Here is a 16,046-nt window from a genome sequence, read left to right on the forward strand (position 1 = left end):
TGATCTTCCGGAAAACCGGCACCACCTTTTCCGGATCATGCACCCGGAGATCAGCCGCCGAGCTGACCCTTGGTCGAGGGCACTTCGCCCTGGGCCCGCGGATCGATCGCGACCGCCGTCCGGAGCGCCCTCGCCAAACCCTTGAAACAGGATTCGGCGATATGATGGCTGTTCTCGCCATATAGGGTCTCGACGTGGAGAGTCACGCCGGCGTTCATCGCGAAGGCATTGAACCATTCGCGCACCAGCTCGGTGTCGAACTCGCCGATCTTGTCGCGGGGGAATTCGGCCTTGAACACCAGCACCGGACGGCCGGAAATGTCGATCACGACGCGCGACAGCGTCTCGTCCATCGGCATGTGGATCGAGGCGTAGCGGGTGATGCCGGCCATGTTGCCGAGCGCCTGCTTCACCGCCTGGCCGAGCGCGATTCCGACGTCTTCGGTGGTGTGGTGGTAATCGACATGGAGATCGCCATCCGCCTTCACCGTGATGTCGATGCGCGAATGGCGGGCCAGGAGGTCGAGCATATGGTCGAAGAAGCCGATCCCGGTCGAAACCGTGGATACGCCTGCTCCGTCGAGGTTGACCGTCACCTCGATGTCGGTCTCCTTGGTCTTGCGCTTGATGGTTGCGGTGCGCATGAAGATTAAGCTTTCCCGTGCCGAAAACGCCGGTCTTTTAACAGGCTGATGTCACCTTCGCTACTGCGGGATGACCTCGAAACGCCTCAACTTCGGACCATGGTGACCCAAATTCCTTGTCGATTTAGCTCTGACGCGTTTTCTTCACGCGAACCGGTGCCCACTTCGCTCGAAAACGCTCCGATTTCGCCGATTGTAACCCCCTGCCCGACCGCCTAAATCTGCCCGGAAGAGAGGTAACCTATGCAAGCATCCCAAAATGAGCTGCCGGTCTGGCATGGCACCACGATCTGCACGGTCCGCAAGGGCGGCAAGGTGGTGATCGGTGGCGACGGGCAGGTCTCGATCGGCCAGACCGTGATCAAGGCCAACGCCAAGAAGGTCCGCCGGATCGGCAAGGGCGACGTGATCGGCGGCTTTGCCGGCGCCACCGCCGATGCCTTTACCCTGTTCGAGCGGCTGGAAAACAAGCTGGAGCAATATCCGGGGCAGCTGACCCGGGCGGCCGTCGAGCTGGCCAAGGACTGGCGGACCGACCGCTATCTGCGCCGGCTGGAGGCGATGATGATCGTGGCCGACAAGGACGTCTCCCTGGTGCTGACCGGCACCGGCGACGTGCTGGAGCCCGAGTCGGGCGTGATGGCGATCGGTTCCGGCGGCAATTATGCCCTCGCCGCCGCCCGCGCCCTGGTCGACACCGACAAGGATGCCGAGACCATCGTCCGCCGCGCGCTCGATATCGCCGCCGATATCTGCGTCTACACCAACCGCAATGTGACGATCGAGACGATCGGCGGCTGAGCATGGCCGGCCCTTATCATTTCCGACCAATGACGCGGGACGACCTGCCGCAGATCAAGCGGTGGCTGGCGTTGCCGCATGTCCGGGAGTGGTGGGGCGAGCCGGCCGAGCAATATGCGCTGGTCAGCGGCGACCTCGACGAGCCGGCAATGGACCAGTTCATCGTCGCGACCGATGAGGGCGATATCGGCTATATCCAGTGCTACGACCTGACGGCGTGGAACGCCGGCTTCGGCACGCATCCGGCCGGCACGCGCGGCATCGACCTCTTCATCGGCGAGCCGACGATGATGGTGGGCGGCCACGGCTCGGCGCTGATCCGCGCCTTTGTCGACGAGCGCCTGGCGCAAGGCGCGCCGCGGATCGTCACCGATCCCGATCCGGCCAACCCGCGCGCGATCCGTGCCTATGCGAAGGCCGGCTTTCAGAAGCTGCGCATGGTCGAGACGCCTGACGGTCCGGCGCTTCTGATGGCTCGCGACGCATGACGCTCGCGCGCAGGCCCGTCACCAGCGTTTCAGCGTGGCAATGGCTGGCGATCGCGGCCGCGCTGCTCGCGCTGCAGGCGGCGCTGCTCTATGCGATGGGCCGTTTGCCGATCTGCGCCTGCGGCTATGTCAAACTCTGGCATGGCACGGTGCAGAGCTCGGAGAATTCGCAGCACATCGCCGATTGGTACACGCTGTCGCATGTGCTGCACGGCCTGCTGTTCTACGGTCTGACCTTCCTCCTGCTGCCGCGCCTCGCCTGGCCGGGGCGGCTGATTGTCGCGATGCTGATCGAGGGCAGCTGGGAGCTCGTCGAAAACTCCAACTGGATCATCGAGCGCTACCGCGCTGGCACGATCTCGCTGGACTATTATGGCGATACCATCGTCAATTCGGTATCGGATACGCTTGCGATGGTTTTAGGCTTCCTGCTGGCACGCAAGCTGCCGATCGCCGTAACCGTCGCGCTCGGCGTCCTGTTCGAACTCGTGATGCTGCTCCACATTCGCGACAATTTGACACTGAACATCATCATGCTGATCCACCCGTTCGAGGCGATCAGGCAGTGGCAGGCAGGGCCGCCCATCATTTAGCGGATCATGCCTTGGAAGACCGCCGCTTGCCGAGACCGCCATTTCAACCTAGCTAGAGCCAATGACCGACTTCTCCCCCCGTGAAATCGTTTCCGAACTAGACCGCTTCATCGTCGGCCAGACCGACGCCAAGCGCGCAGTGTCGATTGCGCTGCGTAACCGCTGGCGGCGGCTGCAGCTTGCCGGTTCCTTGCGTGAGGAGGTTCTGCCCAAGAACATCCTGATGATCGGGCCGACCGGCGTCGGCAAGACCGAGATCGCGCGGCGGCTGGCCAAGCTTGCCGGCGCGCCGTTCCTCAAGGTCGAGGCAACCAAATTCACCGAGGTCGGCTATGTCGGCCGCGATGTCGAGCAGATCGTCCGCGACCTCGTCGAGGTCGCGATCGCGCAGACCCGCGAACGCAAGCGCAAGGACGTCCAGGCCCGTGCCCAGCTGGCCGCCGAGGAGCGCGTGCTGGATGCGCTGGTCGGCCCGGGATCGAGCCCGGCGACGCGGGAGTCGTTCCGCAAGAAGCTGCGCGCCGGCGAGCTCAACGACAAGGAAATCGAGATCGAGACGCAGTCGGGTGGCAGCGGCATGCCGATGTTCGAGATCCCCGGCATGCCCGGCGCCCAGATGGGTGCGATCTCGCTCGGCGACATCTTCGGCAAGATGGGCGGCCGCAGCAAGACCCGCCGCCTGACGGTGGAAGGTTCGCACGAAATCCTCGTCAACGAAGAATCCGACAAGCTGCTCGACACCGATCAGCTGGTGCAGGAGGCGATCAGCGCGGTCGAGAACAATGGCATCGTCTTCCTCGACGAGATCGACAAGATCTGCGTGCGCGAGAACCGCCAGGGCGGCGACGTCTCGCGCGAAGGCGTGCAGCGCGACCTGCTGCCGCTGATCGAGGGCACCACGGTCTCGACCAAGCACGGTGCGGTCAAGACCGACCACATCCTGTTCATCGCCTCGGGCGCCTTCCATATCGCCAAGCCGTCGGACCTGCTGCCGGAGCTGCAGGGCCGCCTGCCGATCCGCGTCGAGCTGCAGGCGCTGTCGCGCGACGACATGCGCCGGATCCTGACCGAGCCGGAAGCGTCGCTGATCAAGCAATATGTCGCGCTGTTGAAGACCGAGGGCGTCACGCTCGACATCACCGACGGCGCGATCGACGCGCTGGCCGACGTTGCGGTCGCGGTCAATTCCACGGTCGAGAACATCGGGGCGCGGCGGCTGCAGACCGTGATGGAACGGGTGCTGGACGAGATCTCCTTCACCGCGCCCGATCGCCACGGCGAGACCATCCAGGTCGACGCCGACTACGTCACCAAGCATGTCGGCGACCTCGCCAAGAACGCCGATCTGAGCCGGTTTATTTTGTAGGCAGTCGAGTTAGAATCGTCGTCCCTGCGAAAGCAGGGACCCATAACCACCGGCGCCCATTGTTGAAGCAAGCTGCAGCCCCAGCGTTGGTCAAACGCAGGCCTGTGGTTATGGGTCCCGGCTCGCGCTTCGCTTGGCCGGGACGACAATGAGTTTGAAGCAAGGATGGTGGCAAAACCCCTGGCGCCTGATGCTGGCCGTCAACGCGGCCGTGCTGGTCGGGGTGTTCCTGCACAAGATCGCGCTGCCGCCCTTCGTCCCCTACATCCATCTGCTGGTCGATTATCATTACGGCTTCACCAAGCGCGCGCTGATCGGCGCGATCGTCTCGCTGTTCACCGACAAGGTGCCGGTGTGGCTGGTGTTCGCGCTGGCCGGGGCGATCTGGCTGATCACGCTTGGCCTGTTCATCAGGCTGTTTCAGCGGACATTCGGCTTCGACGACGCGCATTGGCCGCTGTTCGTCTTCATCGCGGGATCGCCGTTCTTCCTGAAGAATTTCATGCACACGCTCGGCCATTTCGACATCTATGGCTGTGCGCTCGCGATCGTGCTGCTGCTGATCCCGGCGCGCTCGGTCATGTACGTAGTGATTGCGGCGTTGGTCTCGATCCTGCTGATCCTGGTCCACCACATCTTCGTCCTGATGTATGTGCCGACAATTGCGGCAATCGTGGTGGTGCGCTTCTACCTGGTGCAGGGCGCGACGCCGCGAAACATCGCTACTGGGCTGGCGACGCTTGCCGCAGTCGGCATCCTGTTCCTGGTTGCGCAATTCGCCGGCACGGTCGACGTGCCGTATGACGAGTTCATCCGCCACCTGCAAAGCCGGATGGCCGATCCATCGCGCACCGACCTGCTTGAGTTCGGCTACATCTGGTACCAGCCGCTGTCGAAGGAGTTCGCCGATACCTGGGCGCGCATGCCCTCGAACATCCTCGGCGTCCCGGTCTTCGCGCTCTTGATCTGGCTGCACACGCCGTTGTGGCGCTATTTCGCGCGGCTGATCGAAGCGCTCGCCAGCGAACTGCACCGCCGGATCGTGATGTCAGCGCTCGCCGTGATCAGCGCCGGCTATTTCGTGATGTTCGTGACCGTGTTCGACTATTCGCGCTGGATCTCGAACTGGGCGGTCTGCATGTTCCTGATGCTGCACGCCGTGAAGATGCTGCCGGCGTCGAAGGACGTGCCGCTGATCCCGGCAGACGATCGCAAGACGACGATCTTCGGCTGGATCGTCACGCTGATCCCGCGCGTCGGGATCGTCCGCCCGTTCTAATATTTTTCAGCGCGCGCGCCGGACGCGCACATAAAGCGCACCTTCGCCGCCATGGCCGATATGCGCTTCCTCGAAGCCGACCACCAGCGAGCGGAATTCCGGCAGGCTGAGCCATTCCGGCACCTGGCGACGCAGCACGCCGCGCTCGGAATCCAGGCCGCCGACCTTGCCCTTGCCGGTGATGACCAGCACGAAGGTGAGCCCGTCGCTGTGCGCGCGTTGCAGGAAGGTGAACAGCACGCGATGCGCGCGGATCTGCGTCATGCCGTGCAGATCGAGCCGGGCATCGATCTCCTGCCGGCCTCGCGACAGCTTTGCCCGCTCGCGGCGGCCGATCGGTGCCAGCGGCGGCGCTTGCGGGCGCGGCGGCGGCGCAGCCTTGAGTGAATTAACCGGCTTGACCGGGACGGGTTTCGCCGCGGCGTGATGGCTGGCCGGATCAGAGGCCGCGGCATGTGCCTTGGCGGCGGCCGGTCGCTTGCGCAGCGGCTTGACCTGTTTCGCCACGCTCTCCCAGAGCGCACGCTCCTCTTCGCTCAGCGCACGCTTGCGCCGCGACGGAGCGGACAGATCGGGGATCGGCGCGGGTCGTTTCATTGATCGCGGTGATGGCGAGTGCGCCGATATCGCCGCTTCTCCGGTTGCGGAATGTCCGGCCGGGCTACCGGCAACGGCACCGGTTCTGCCACAGGCGCCGCCTGTGCAACAGAGGTCGTTGCAGTCGGCGCCGGGGGCACGGCGTCCTTCGTGGCCGGGGTCTGGGCGGCGTGATTGGCCGCGTCTTTCGTCGCACCCTTGGCGAGGCCTGCCGTCGGCACATCCGCGGCCTTCGCCGCCGGTTGGTCCTTCTGCGGATCGGTCTGCGGAAACAGTTTTGCGATCCTGGCCGAGGGCCGCTCGTCCGGGACGGGCAGCTTGTGGCCGCGCACGACGGGGTCGAGACCCCTGGGCACCAGCATGACGAACTGCATGTTGTGCCGCAGCCGGCCCGAGACCTTTCCGGCGTCGGCGCCGGCGCCGAAATAGAGATCGGCGCGCGCCGGGCCGACGATCGCCGATCCGGTGTCCTGCGCGATCATCAGCCGGTGGAACGGCGTCTTCGATTGCTCGGAATCGATCGGCAGCTCGCCGGCGATGAAGAACGGCGTGCCGTAGACATGCAGCGCCTTGTCGACCGCGATCGAGCGGCCCGGCGTCAGCGGCACGCCCTGCGCGCCGACGGCCTCGTCCTTGTCGGACAGCGGGACCTGCCGGAAGAACACGTAGGAGCGGTTCGATCGCCGCAGCTCGTTGGCGCCGTCAGGGTTCTGCTCCATCCATTCCCTGATCTTCTGCATCGACATCTGGTCCTTCGGGATGATGCCGCGATCGATCAGGGCGCGGCCGACCGCCGTATAGGGATAGCCGTTATGCGCGTCGTAATTGATGCGCAGCGTGGTGCCGTCCTCGAACTTGATCCGCGCCGAGCCCTGGATCTGCGCGAATAGGAGATCGGTCTGGCTCTTCAGCCAGGCGAGCTCGAGCCCGCGGCCGGCGATCGCGCCATCCTCGATCTGGGCGCGGTCGTAATAGGGCACGAGCTTGCGCCGGCCGATCTTGCGATACACCGCGCCGCCATTGGGCAGGCCAGTCGAAGCCTGCGTCTTGCCGCGCACGAACAGGTTGGAGGGACGGCGATAGACCGGAACGTTGTAGACGTCGGTCTGGGTCCGCGATCCCTCGAGCACCGGCTCGTAGTAACCGGTGACGAAGCCGGCGTCCTCGCCGAGCCGCGAGATGCGCAGCGGGACGAAATTCTGCTCGAAGAACTCCTTGGCCTTGACGCCGTCGCCGAGCTCGAGCCCCTTGGCGATCCGGCACGGATCGCGCAGCGAGCTGCCGAGCGCCCTGGAGTCCGCCGGCGCGCCCTGCTGGGCCGCGATCCGCTTGCAGCTGGTGCGAAACGCCTTGTAGGCGGCGAGATGGTCGTCGTCGCTCCAGCCGGAGACGTTGGCCCAGGCGAGCGGCTCATACTGGCTGCCGCCGACCTGCAGCGGCAACTCCAGATTGGGATAGGGGATCGGGTGAGAATGCTCGTGCCGCGGCGGCGGGTGCCGGCTCGACCGGTAACGCGCGGCGATCGCCGCAGTGGAGCACAGCACCGCGAGCGCGCAGCACGCGACCGCGAGGCGCCCGTAGCTGAGATGTTTAGTGAGCGCTTCCAGTTCCAACCAGCTTCCAATTCGGATCGCGGGAAGTCGAGTCGCGGGCGAATGTCCAGATGTCGGTGATGTCGGCGACCTTGTCCGGGCTGCCGTCGACGATGGTGCCCGCCTTGTCGCGCGTCACCGAGATCATCTGCGACACGAAGCGGACAGTGAGCTGGGTCGAGCGATCGCGCGCCTCGGCGCTGACGATCTCGGCCTTGTCGATCGAAACGAACCGCGTCTCGGTCTTCTGCTCGTGCTTCTCGCGATCCTTGATCGCGGTCTCGAAGCTTTCATAGACCTCGGTCGACAGCAGGTCGCGCAGCGCGCGGCGATCGCCATTGGCGAAGGCCAGCACGATCATTTCATAGGCCGAGCGGGCGCCTGAGAGGAAATGCTGCGGATCGAACGAGGGGTCCTGGACAGCGACAGCGTCGAGACCCTGCGCGAGCGGCGTGCCCGGTTCGGCAGTGCCCTTCCAGCGGTCGGAAGGTTCCGCCGGCTCGGCTGACGGCACCGGCGGCGGCTGGTCGATGACCGATCCCGGCATCGGCACGACGTTGTTATCCTGGCCACGCTGCAAGACGTTGGGAGCGGCGCGATCATAGGGCGGCCGCTCGCTTCCCGTGCGCTGTCCGAGAACGCTGCGCAGGCGCAGGAAGATGAACACGGCCAGCGCCAGGAAGATGATGGTGTAGATATCCACGTCGAATTCGCTTTCTGGTCTCTGCCGGCAACCGGCCGGGCGTCAAAGCGTTCCCGGTCGGGAACGGCAGAGATTACATCACCGTTTGAGTCCGCAGCATGTAGGCACGAAACTAAGCCCGGCCAATGGCGCTTTTTGGCACGGGCAAGTGTAGCGCGTTTTAACCCCGGGGGGAAACCCGTTCCTTTCAGGAAATCACGCATCTTCAATAATTTAGGAAGCTGTTAAGAGATTGGGCGGAGTTGCGCCAGCAGCGCTTTGCCAAGGAATTTGGCCGCACCCCCGCCCCGGCGCGCTCGCTCGTCCTGCTTGTGGACCGAGCCGGGCCTATGATAGCCACTCGCCCGGCATCGGCATTCCCAACACCTTAACGCGTGCCGTCGGACACTCTGTCCATCGAGCGCTGCTCCAGGAGACATTTCATGACCAATGGCAACGGCGCCCCCGTCGAACAGGCCCCTCCCCAGCTCAACGTGCTGGCGCAGTACACCAAGGACCTGTCGTTCGAGAACCCTAATGCGCCGGCCTCGCTCGGCCAGCAGCAGCAGCAGCCGGCGATCAACATCCAGATCAACGTCTCCGCCAACAACCTGTCGGAAAATGAGTACGAGGTCATCCTCTCGGTCGAGGGCAAGGCCGAGACGGCAGGCAAGGTGATGTTCAGCTTCGATCTCGCGTATGCCGGCGTGTTCCGGATCGTGAATGTGCCGAAGGAGAACCTGCACCCGCTGGTCATGATCGAGTGCCCGCGGCTGCTTTTCCCGTTCGCCCGCGAGATCGTCGCGACCTCGGTCCGCGACGGCGGCTTCCCGCCCCTGTTGCTCGACCCCGTCGACTTCCTCGGCCTCTACCGCCAGAACATGGAGCGGCAGGCCGCCGCCCAGGCCGCCTCCGGCGTCAAGCCGAGCTGAGTCACGGTTCGAGAAGTATAACGCCCGGGGAAGTGTAATCCGTCATCCTGAGGAGCCCGCACTTGCGGGCGTCTCGAAGGATCGACGGCGACCAGCCGGGCCGTGCATCCTTCGAGGCTCGCCCAGCGGCGCAAGTGCGCCGCAAGGCTCGCACCTCAGGATGACGGAACTAAGAGTTCAAGCCGCCGGGGCTTCAGCCGGCACTGGCGGCGGCAAATAATCATTCCAGATCGGCTTGTCGCCGAGCGTGGCAACGAAGGCCCGGTGGGCTTCTCGATCCGCGTCGCTGACCCGCGCCAGCAGCGGCGTCTCGCGCTGCCGCCGCGGCGAATCACCATGGCTGCCCGCACGCGCATCCGAAGTTTCCGACGCCAGGATGAGTTGCGACTGCCGCGCCCCGATCAGGTCGATATAGACCTCGGCCAGCAACTCGGCGTCGAGCAGAGCGCCGTGCTTGGTGCGACGGGAATTGTCGATCTGATAGCGCGAGCAGAGATCGTCGAGCCGGTTCGACACGCCGGGATGCTTGCGGCGCGCCAGCAGCAGCGTATCGACCAGCCGGTCCTTCGGGATTGCCCGGCGCTTGATACGGTCGAGCTCGGCGTTGATGAAGCTGATGTCGAATGACGCGTTGTGGATCACCAGCGGCGTATCGCCGATGAAGGCCAGGAACTCGTCGACCACTTCATTGAACAGCGGCTTGGAGGCCAGGAACTCGGTCGACAGCCCGTGCACAGCGAACGCTTCCGCCGGCATGTCGCGCTCGGGATTGATGTAGACGTGGTAGGTCTGACCCGTCGGCATGCGATTGAAGATCTCGACGCAACCGATCTCGACCAGCCGGTCGCCGCGCAGCGGATCGAGGCCAGTGGTTTCGGTATCGAGAACGATTTCGCGCATGACGTGAAGCAATCCGAAAAGCGGCGAATCAGGCGCGCCGCTTCGGCATCTTAGCAACCTCGGCCAGAATGTCGCGGATGCGCGCCCGCACCGGATCAAGTCCGTGCGAGGTATCCACGACGAAATCCGCGCGCTTGCGCTTCTCGGCGTCCGGCATCTGCTTGGCGATGATGGCGTCGAGTTTCGCGGCATCCATCGTGCCGCGCGCCAGCACGCGCTCGCGCTGCAGTTCCGGCGAGGTCGTCACGACCACAACGGCATCGACGCGCTTCTCGCCGCCGGTCTCGAACAGCAGCGGTATATCGACGACGACGATCGGGGCGCCGGCGGCTTCCGCATCGGCAAAGAATTTCTGCCGCGACGCGCCGAGCATCGGATGCACGACCTGCTCGAGCTGCTTTATCGCCGCAGCGTCGTGCACCACGCGTGCCGACAGCTTGGCGCGGTCGACCTTGCCATTGGCGGTGGTGCCGGGAAAAGCGGCTTCGATCGCCGGCGCGGCTTCGCCTTCGTAGAGTTGATGCACGGCCGCATCGGCGTCGTAGACCGGCACGCCGGCCTCCATGAATAATTTGGCCGTGGTGGATTTCCCCATCCCGATCGAGCCGGTCAGTCCAAGAATCAGCATCGGATCAACATCGCGTCAACATCGGTTCAGCATCTCTCCGTTACCATACGCCTCATACCGCGAGCAGCTTCTCGCGGCGCAGGAACGCAAGCAGCGACAATAGCGGCAGGCCGAGAATGGTGAAATGGTCGCCTTCGATCCGCTCGAACAGATGCACGCCCAGACCCTCGAGCTGGTAGGCGCCGACGCTGGTCGTCACCGCCGCCCCGGCCTGGTCGAGATAGGCCTCGATCTCGCCGGCAGCGAGCCGCCGCATCGTCATGCGAGCCACGCTCACATCGCCGAACAGAGCCCTTCCGTCACGCGCCACCGCGACGGCTGAATGCAGCTCATGGGTCTCTCCGGCGAGCAGACCGAGCTGCTCGGCGGCCTGCGCGCGGCCGGCAGGCTTGCTGAACATCCGCTGCCCCAGTGCCAGGGTCTGATCGGCGCCGACGACATATTGGCCCGGCTTCTGCCTTGAAATGAACAGCGCCTTCTCGCGCGCCAGCAGCGATGCGATCTCGCCCGGCGCCGAAAGTCCGGAATCCTTCTGCACCGCGCGCTCGTCGATATCGGCCGGCAACGCCTCGAAATCGAGCCCGGCGTTTTCGAGCAGCATCTTTCGCGCGCGGCTTTGCGATGCGAGGATCAGCTGCTGTGGGCCGCGCCAGATACTCATGACGTGAAGATCACTCCGACGGCCGTGCGCGCTGGCGATCGTTATAGAGCTTCATGATCGCGGCGGCCGTCTCCTCGATCGAACGCCGCGTCACGTCGAGCAGCGCCCAGTTGAACTTCGCGCTCAGGCGCCGCGCAAACGCGACCTCGTCGGCCACCGCCTGCTTGTCGATGTAGGTGTCGTTGTCGCGGTCGCCCATGGTGAGCAGGCGGTTCTGCCGGACCTGGATCAGGCGCTCCGGCGTCGCATGCAGGCTGACCACCAAGGGCTTCTTCAGGGTCTCGAGCTGATGCGGCAACGGGATGCCGGGCACCAGCGGCACATTCGCGGTGCGGATGCCGCGGTTGGCGAGATAGATCGAGGTCGGCGTCTTCGACGTACGGGACACGCCGACCAGGACGACGTCGGCGTCCTCGAGGCCTTCGACATGCTGACCGTCGTCATGGATCATCGTGTAGTTCAGCGCGTCGATCCGGGCGAAATACTCCGCGTTGAGCACATGCTGCGCGCCGACACGGCCGGTCGTCGCGGCGCCCAGATACGCCTCGAACAACTGCATCACCGGCCCGATGATCGACAGGCTCGGAACGTTGATTTCCTTGCACTTGCCCTCGAGCCGGCCGACCAGGTCCTTCTCCAGCAGCGTGAACAGGACGATGCCGGGTGATTCCTCGATCTCGTCAAGCACGCGATCGAGCTGCTTCTGGCTCCGCACCAGCGGATAGACATGCTCGACCGCGGTCACATTGGCGTATTGCGCGGCGACCGCGCGCGCCACCGTGATCAGCGTCTCGCCGGTCGAATCAGACACCAGATGCAGGTGGAAATAGTTGGAGGTCGTCGGCACCAAAGCCCCTGTCTATCCTGTGAATCCCTGTGGAGGTCGAGGAGAACAATCCGGGTCCGCCGGCCGGCCCCTGTATATCTCGCCCAGTTCTTCACAGCACTGCCGAAAAGGACAAGTCGACGTCATGGCAAGGATGATAGTGAACCGGTGTGGATTTGTCTCTTGATAAGCTGACCACAGACGTACGCAACCAATTGAGTCGAGGAACAGATTCCCGACATCCGTCTACGCCGGCCGTAATGTTGAGGGATGTGAACAAGACCGTGAGAGGCATTGGACCGCGTTGCATGAGTCAAATTCACCGCTACTTAGACTCAAACCTTAGATTCTAAACTTAATTAGTTTTAGGAAAGCCGTGTGAGCGGATATGTATCCGTCCCTCGCTTGCAGCGCTTGCTCGCAACGCTGAACCCGCCCGAGCTGTTCCCCGAAAGGCATCCCTGCGATGTACGACTGGATCAAGGCCCTGCACGTCGTTGCCGTGATCTCGTGGATGGCGGGAATGCTCTATCTGCCGCGGTTGTTCGTCTATCATTGCGATTCCGAAGCCGGCTCGAAGCAGTCCGAGACCTTCAAGGTCATGGAGCGGCGGCTTTTGAAGGCAATCATCAACCCGGCGATGATCGTGACCTGGCTGGCCGGGCTTTATTTGGCCTGGGCCGGACACTGGTACCTATCGGGCTGGTTTCACGTCAAATTTGCGCTGGTGCTCGTCATGTCGGGTATCCACGGCTTTTTGTCCCGCTGCGTGAAGGATTTCGCCGCCGACCGGAATCAACGTAGCCAGAAATTCTACCGCATTATCAACGAGGTGCCGACGCTTCTGATGGTCCTGATCGTGATCATGGTGGTTGTGAAGCCGTTCTAGACATTGCGATGCCTGGGAAGCATGCTTCAGTTCTTCTTGCGAAGGACGGATCGATTTTCTATATAGGTTTTATCCCACCCCACGCAGGCGGATGTGGTCGCGTTTCGGTTCTTTTCGGGCCGGCGCCGCATCAGGTTTGAAGCCCAAACGGCACTTTCCTGGCTGAGACCTGCGGACCTTCCTTTGGCGTCCGCTTTTTCCAAGCCACCTCGCACCCCTTCCCTACCTACTTCCTCACAGGACGACCCCAATGCGGGAAATCAAACTCCAGGACCTCAAATCGAAAACGCCGGCCGAGCTCGTCTCGTTTGCGGAAGAGAACGGGGTCGAGAATGCCAGCACCATGCGCAAGCAGGAGCTGATGTTCGCAATTCTCAAGCAGCTCGCGATCGCCGAGACCGACATCATCGGTGAAGGCGTTGTCGAGGTGCTGTCCGACGGCTTCGGCTTCCTTCGTTCGCCCGACGCGAACTATCTGCCCGGCCCCGACGACATCTACGTTTCACCGTCGCAGATCCGCCGTTTCGGCCTGCGCACCGGCGACACGATCGAAGGCCACATTCGCAGCCCGAAGGAAGGCGAACGCTATTTCGCGCTGCTGAAGGTCAACACGCTCAATTTCGAAGACCCGGAAAAGTCGAAGCACAAGGTCAATTTCGACAACCTCACGCCGCTGTTTCCCAATCAGCGTTTCCGCATGGAGCTTGAGGATTCCACCAAGAAAGACCTTTCAGCACGCGTGATCGATATCGTCGCGCCGATCGGCAAGGGCCAGCGCGCGCTGATCGTGGCGCCGCCGCGCACCGGCAAGACGGTGCTGATGCAGAACATCGCGCACTCCATCACCGCCAATCATCCCGACTGCTATCTGATCGTGCTGCTGATCGACGAACGTCCGGAAGAAGTCACGGACATGCAGCGCTCGGTGAAGGGCGAGGTGGTGTCGTCGACCTTCGACGAACCCGCCGTGCGTCACGTCCAGGTCGCGGAGATGGTGATCGAGAAGGCGAAGCGCCTCGTCGAGCACGGCCGCGACGTCGTGATCCTGCTCGATTCGATCACGCGCCTCGGCCGCGCCTACAACACCGTGGTGCCGTCATCCGGCAAGGTGCTGACCGGCGGTGTCGACGCCAACGCGTTGCAGCGCCCGAAGCGCTTCTTCGGCGCCGCGCGCAACATCGAGGAGGGCGGTTCGCTGACCATCATCGCGACCGCGCTGGTCGATACCGGCAGTCGCATGGACGAAGTCATCTTCGAAGAGTTCAAGGGCACCGGTAACTCCGAGCTGATTCTCGACCGCAAGGTCTCGGACAAGCGGACCTTCCCGGCGATCGATATTGCTCGCTCCGGCACCCGCAAGGAGGAGCTCATCACCGATCCTCAGGTGCTGAAGAAGATGTACGTCCTGCGCCGCATCCTCAATCCGATGGGCACCATGGATGCGATCGACTTCCTGCTCGACAAGCTCCGGAACACGAAGAGCAACTCGGAATTCTTCGATTCCATGAACACCTGAGGCCACGGCCGAAGAGGATAGGGCGCTCCGCACAAGCGGGGCGCCTTTTTTCATGCTGCGGATTTGCTGCAGCAGGGTGCAGCATAAACTGGGCCATCTGGCGTACCGAATATTTATACAACTGTCTGATATAATTTATATTTCTGTCGCATGGGTGTGCCCCGGGCAGCGTTGCTGCAGCAAAATTGCTGCGCGGTTGCTGCAACGAAACTCGATAATGCTGCAATGCAGCATTAAGCGGTATTGCCTGCGAAATGGAAGCGGCATTGCCTTTGCCGATTTGCTGGAAGAAATAGGCGATGCATCTGCGCGACCAAACCATCTTTGCGCTGTCCTCGGGACGGCCACCGAGCGCGATCGCCATCATCAGGCTGTCTGGCCCAATGGCCGAGTCGGTCATTGCCGGCTTGGCCGGCAAGACGCCGGTTCCGCGGATGGCGAGCCGGGTGCTGCTGCGTGATCCGAAACACCAACCGATCGATGACGCGGTGGTGTTGTGGTTTCCCGGCCCGGCAAGTGCCACCGGCGAGGATGTCGCCGAATTCCATGTCCATGGCGGACGCGCGGTTTTGTCGGCGATGTTCGACGCGATCGCGGCATTCGAGAATGTGCGGCCGGCGGAGCCCGGCGAGTTCACGCGGCGGGCGTTCGAGAACGGCAAGCTCGACCTCACCGAGGCCGAAGGCCTCGACGATCTGATCCACGCCGACACCGACCGTCAGCGGCGGCAGGCGCTGCGCCAGCTGAAAGGGCTGCTCGGCGATCGCGCGCGTGACTGGCGCGAGCGGATCATCGCGGCGTCGGCGTTGATCGAGGCCGGCATCGACTTCTCCGATGAAGGCGATGTGCCGGCGGAGCTGGTCGCGCCGGCGCTCGAGCGGGTCCGGGCGCTGCATGATGAGATCAAGCAAGTGCTTGCGGGGCAGGGGCAAAGCGAGCGGCTGCGCGACGGCCTGGTGGTCGCGATTGCAGGTCCGCCGAACGTTGGCAAGTCGACCCTGATCAATCAACTCGCCCGGCGCGAGGTCGCGATCGTCTCGCCGCATGCCGGCACGACGCGTGATGTGATCGAGGTGCAGCTCGATCTCGACGGCTATCCTGTCACGGTGATCGACACCGCGGGGATCCGCGAGACCAATGACCCGGTCGAGCAGGAGGGCGTCCGCCGCGCCCGCGCCCGCGCCGCCGAAGCGGACCTCGTGCTGTGGCTGGCCGACAGCGGCGGCGCCAAGGTCGGGCATGGCGGAACGACGCCAACCTGGCTGGTACGAAACAAAATTGACCTCGTCAGGGCTCCGTCGGGTGAGGGAGGCAATCACCCCGAATTCAGGATCTCGGCTGCTCGCGGCGACGGCCTCTCCGAGCTCATCGCCGCACTGGTGGGTTTCGCTCACGACTATTTTGCGACCAGCGAAGGCGGTTTGATCAGCCGGACCCGGCAGCGCGGATTGCTCCAGGAGACCGTCGAATCTCTCCAGCGCAGCATCGACGTGGTGGGGCAGGGCGAGGAACTCGCTGCCGAGGAACTTCGTAGGGCGGCCTATTCGCTGGGCCGCCTGCTCGGCCGGGTCGACGTCGAGGACATCCTGGACGTCATCTTCCGCGAATTCTGCATAGGGAAGTAGCGGACAACCCATTTGTTTCACGTGAAA

The 16,046-nt window shown here is 63.7% G+C and carries 17 protein-coding genes; 9 read left to right on the plus strand and 8 right to left on the minus strand.

Going from position 1 to position 16,046, the window contains the following annotated elements; genetic code table 11:
* Positions 1-50: 50 nt before the first annotated feature.
* Entirely contained in the window at positions 51-644 is a 594-nt protein-coding gene (gene hisB, locus WDM24_RS42725) for an imidazoleglycerol-phosphate dehydratase HisB (RefSeq protein ID WP_029080985.1), read from the minus strand.
* A gap of 243 nt (positions 645-887) precedes the next feature.
* Between hisB and hslV the strand changes: the two genes are divergently transcribed.
* The 5 genes from hslV to WDM24_RS42750 all read left to right on the plus strand — a co-directional run bounded on the left by hslV (position 888) and on the right by WDM24_RS42750 (position 5,171).
* Positions 888-1,445, plus strand: coding sequence for an ATP-dependent protease subunit HslV (gene hslV / locus WDM24_RS42730; RefSeq protein ID WP_166300139.1), 558 nt, complete (start codon positions 888-890; stop codon positions 1,443-1,445).
* 2 nt (positions 1,446-1,447) lie between these two features.
* Complete coding sequence (locus WDM24_RS42735; protein ID WP_338829959.1) at positions 1,448-1,933, plus strand: GNAT family N-acetyltransferase; 486 nt, start codon at positions 1,448-1,450, stop codon at positions 1,931-1,933.
* Positions 1,930-2,526, plus strand: coding sequence for a DUF2585 domain-containing protein (locus WDM24_RS42740; protein WP_166300137.1), 597 nt, complete (start codon positions 1,930-1,932; stop codon positions 2,524-2,526). Before WDM24_RS42735 ends, WDM24_RS42740 begins: the two co-directional genes overlap by 4 nt.
* A gap of 61 nt (positions 2,527-2,587) precedes the next feature.
* On the plus strand, positions 2,588-3,892 hold the full coding sequence (gene hslU / locus WDM24_RS42745) for an ATP-dependent protease ATPase subunit HslU (RefSeq protein ID WP_338694046.1): 1,305 nt from the start codon (positions 2,588-2,590) through the stop codon (positions 3,890-3,892).
* Positions 3,893-4,040: 148 nt separating this feature from the next.
* A complete protein-coding gene (locus WDM24_RS42750; protein WP_338829961.1) occupies positions 4,041-5,171 on the plus strand; it encodes a hypothetical protein in 1,131 nt (376 codons plus the stop codon).
* A 6-nt stretch (positions 5,172-5,177) separates the two neighbouring features.
* On the opposite strand, the gene WDM24_RS42755 is transcribed toward WDM24_RS42750, so the two are convergent.
* From WDM24_RS42755 to WDM24_RS42765, 3 genes are read right to left on the minus strand one after another with little or no spacing between them, the layout of a single operon-like run.
* Positions 5,178-5,768: a Smr/MutS family protein gene (locus tag WDM24_RS42755; RefSeq protein WP_338829962.1), complete on the minus strand. Its 591-nt coding sequence runs from the start codon at positions 5,766-5,768 to the stop codon at positions 5,178-5,180.
* Entirely contained in the window at positions 5,765-7,381 is a 1,617-nt protein-coding gene (locus WDM24_RS42760) for a murein transglycosylase A (protein WP_414645661.1), read from the minus strand. The genes WDM24_RS42755 and WDM24_RS42760 overlap by 4 nt, the downstream gene beginning before the upstream one ends.
* A complete protein-coding gene (locus WDM24_RS42765) occupies positions 7,359-8,063 on the minus strand; it encodes a Tim44/TimA family putative adaptor protein (protein ID WP_029080979.1) in 705 nt (234 codons plus the stop codon). The genes WDM24_RS42760 and WDM24_RS42765 overlap by 23 nt, the downstream gene beginning before the upstream one ends.
* 422 nt (positions 8,064-8,485) lie before the next feature.
* On the opposite strand from WDM24_RS42765, the gene secB reads away from it, so the two are divergent.
* Positions 8,486-8,974: a protein-export chaperone SecB gene (gene secB / locus WDM24_RS42770; RefSeq protein WP_029080978.1), complete on the plus strand. Its 489-nt coding sequence runs from the start codon at positions 8,486-8,488 to the stop codon at positions 8,972-8,974.
* 177 nt (positions 8,975-9,151) lie between these two features.
* Here secB and dnaQ read toward each other — a convergent pair whose 3' ends face one another.
* Genes dnaQ through WDM24_RS42790 form a run of 4 tightly spaced genes read right to left on the minus strand, consistent with a single transcriptional unit; the run spans position 9,152 to position 12,010 of the window.
* On the minus strand, positions 9,152-9,874 hold the full coding sequence (dnaQ, locus tag WDM24_RS42775; protein WP_338829963.1) for a DNA polymerase III subunit epsilon: 723 nt from the start codon (positions 9,872-9,874) through the stop codon (positions 9,152-9,154).
* A 28-nt stretch (positions 9,875-9,902) separates the two neighbouring features.
* Positions 9,903-10,502, minus strand: coding sequence for a dephospho-CoA kinase (coaE, locus tag WDM24_RS42780; protein WP_338829964.1), 600 nt, complete (start codon positions 10,500-10,502; stop codon positions 9,903-9,905).
* Positions 10,503-10,554: 52 nt separating this feature from the next.
* The gene (locus tag WDM24_RS42785) at positions 10,555-11,163 is read right to left on the minus strand and encodes a Maf family protein (protein ID WP_338829965.1); all 609 of its coding nucleotides are present in this window, start codon (positions 11,161-11,163) and stop codon (positions 10,555-10,557) included.
* Between the two features lie 10 nt (positions 11,164-11,173).
* On the minus strand, positions 11,174-12,010 hold the full coding sequence (locus WDM24_RS42790; RefSeq protein WP_029080974.1) for a pyruvate, water dikinase regulatory protein: 837 nt from the start codon (positions 12,008-12,010) through the stop codon (positions 11,174-11,176).
* Between the two features lie 445 nt (positions 12,011-12,455).
* On the opposite strand from WDM24_RS42790, the gene hemJ reads away from it, so the two are divergent.
* The 3 genes from hemJ (at position 12,456) to mnmE (ending at position 16,019) form a co-directional block, all read left to right on the plus strand.
* Positions 12,456-12,878, plus strand: a complete 423-nt coding sequence (gene hemJ, locus WDM24_RS42795; RefSeq protein WP_338829966.1) for a protoporphyrinogen oxidase HemJ — start codon at positions 12,456-12,458, stop codon at positions 12,876-12,878.
* 250 nt (positions 12,879-13,128) lie between these two features.
* Positions 13,129-14,394 carry a transcription termination factor Rho gene (rho, locus tag WDM24_RS42800; RefSeq protein WP_021078151.1) on the plus strand — a complete coding sequence of 422 codons (1,266 nt, stop codon included), beginning with the start codon at positions 13,129-13,131 and terminating at the stop codon, positions 14,392-14,394.
* A gap of 299 nt (positions 14,395-14,693) precedes the next feature.
* The gene (mnmE, locus tag WDM24_RS42805) at positions 14,694-16,019 is read left to right on the plus strand and encodes a tRNA uridine-5-carboxymethylaminomethyl(34) synthesis GTPase MnmE (protein WP_338694023.1); all 1,326 of its coding nucleotides are present in this window, start codon (positions 14,694-14,696) and stop codon (positions 16,017-16,019) included.
* The last annotated feature ends 27 nt before the right edge of the window (positions 16,020-16,046 follow it).

It is taken from the genome of Bradyrhizobium sp. 27S5 (assembly GCF_037217225.1).
Lineage (GTDB): Bacteria > Pseudomonadota > Alphaproteobacteria > Rhizobiales > Xanthobacteraceae > Bradyrhizobium > Bradyrhizobium septentrionale.

Coding starts and splice junctions, on each gene's coding strand:
- WDM24_RS42750 (WP_338829961.1), top strand. CDS start 4,041: ATGAGTTTGAAGCAAGGATGGTGGCAAAACCCCTGGCGCCTGATGCTG.
- hslV (WP_166300139.1), top strand. CDS start 888: ATGCAAGCATCCCAAAATGAGCTGCCGGTCTGGCATGGCACCACGATC.
- hemJ (WP_338829966.1), top strand. CDS start 12,456: ATGTACGACTGGATCAAGGCCCTGCACGTCGTTGCCGTGATCTCGTGG.
- rho (WP_021078151.1), top strand. CDS start 13,129: ATGCGGGAAATCAAACTCCAGGACCTCAAATCGAAAACGCCGGCCGAG.
- coaE (WP_338829964.1), bottom strand. CDS start 10,502: ATGCTGATTCTTGGACTGACCGGCTCGATCGGGATGGGGAAATCCACC.
- WDM24_RS42735 (WP_338829959.1), top strand. CDS start 1,448: ATGGCCGGCCCTTATCATTTCCGACCAATGACGCGGGACGACCTGCCG.
- mnmE (WP_338694023.1), top strand. CDS start 14,694: ATGCATCTGCGCGACCAAACCATCTTTGCGCTGTCCTCGGGACGGCCA.
- secB (WP_029080978.1), top strand. CDS start 8,486: ATGACCAATGGCAACGGCGCCCCCGTCGAACAGGCCCCTCCCCAGCTC.
- hisB (WP_029080985.1), bottom strand. CDS start 644: ATGCGCACCGCAACCATCAAGCGCAAGACCAAGGAGACCGACATCGAG.
- WDM24_RS42755 (WP_338829962.1), bottom strand. CDS start 5,768: ATGAAACGACCCGCGCCGATCCCCGATCTGTCCGCTCCGTCGCGGCGC.
- WDM24_RS42740 (WP_166300137.1), top strand. CDS start 1,930: ATGACGCTCGCGCGCAGGCCCGTCACCAGCGTTTCAGCGTGGCAATGG.
- dnaQ (WP_338829963.1), bottom strand. CDS start 9,874: ATGCGCGAAATCGTTCTCGATACCGAAACCACTGGCCTCGATCCGCTG.
- WDM24_RS42785 (WP_338829965.1), bottom strand. CDS start 11,163: ATGAGTATCTGGCGCGGCCCACAGCAGCTGATCCTCGCATCGCAAAGC.
- hslU (WP_338694046.1), top strand. CDS start 2,588: ATGACCGACTTCTCCCCCCGTGAAATCGTTTCCGAACTAGACCGCTTC.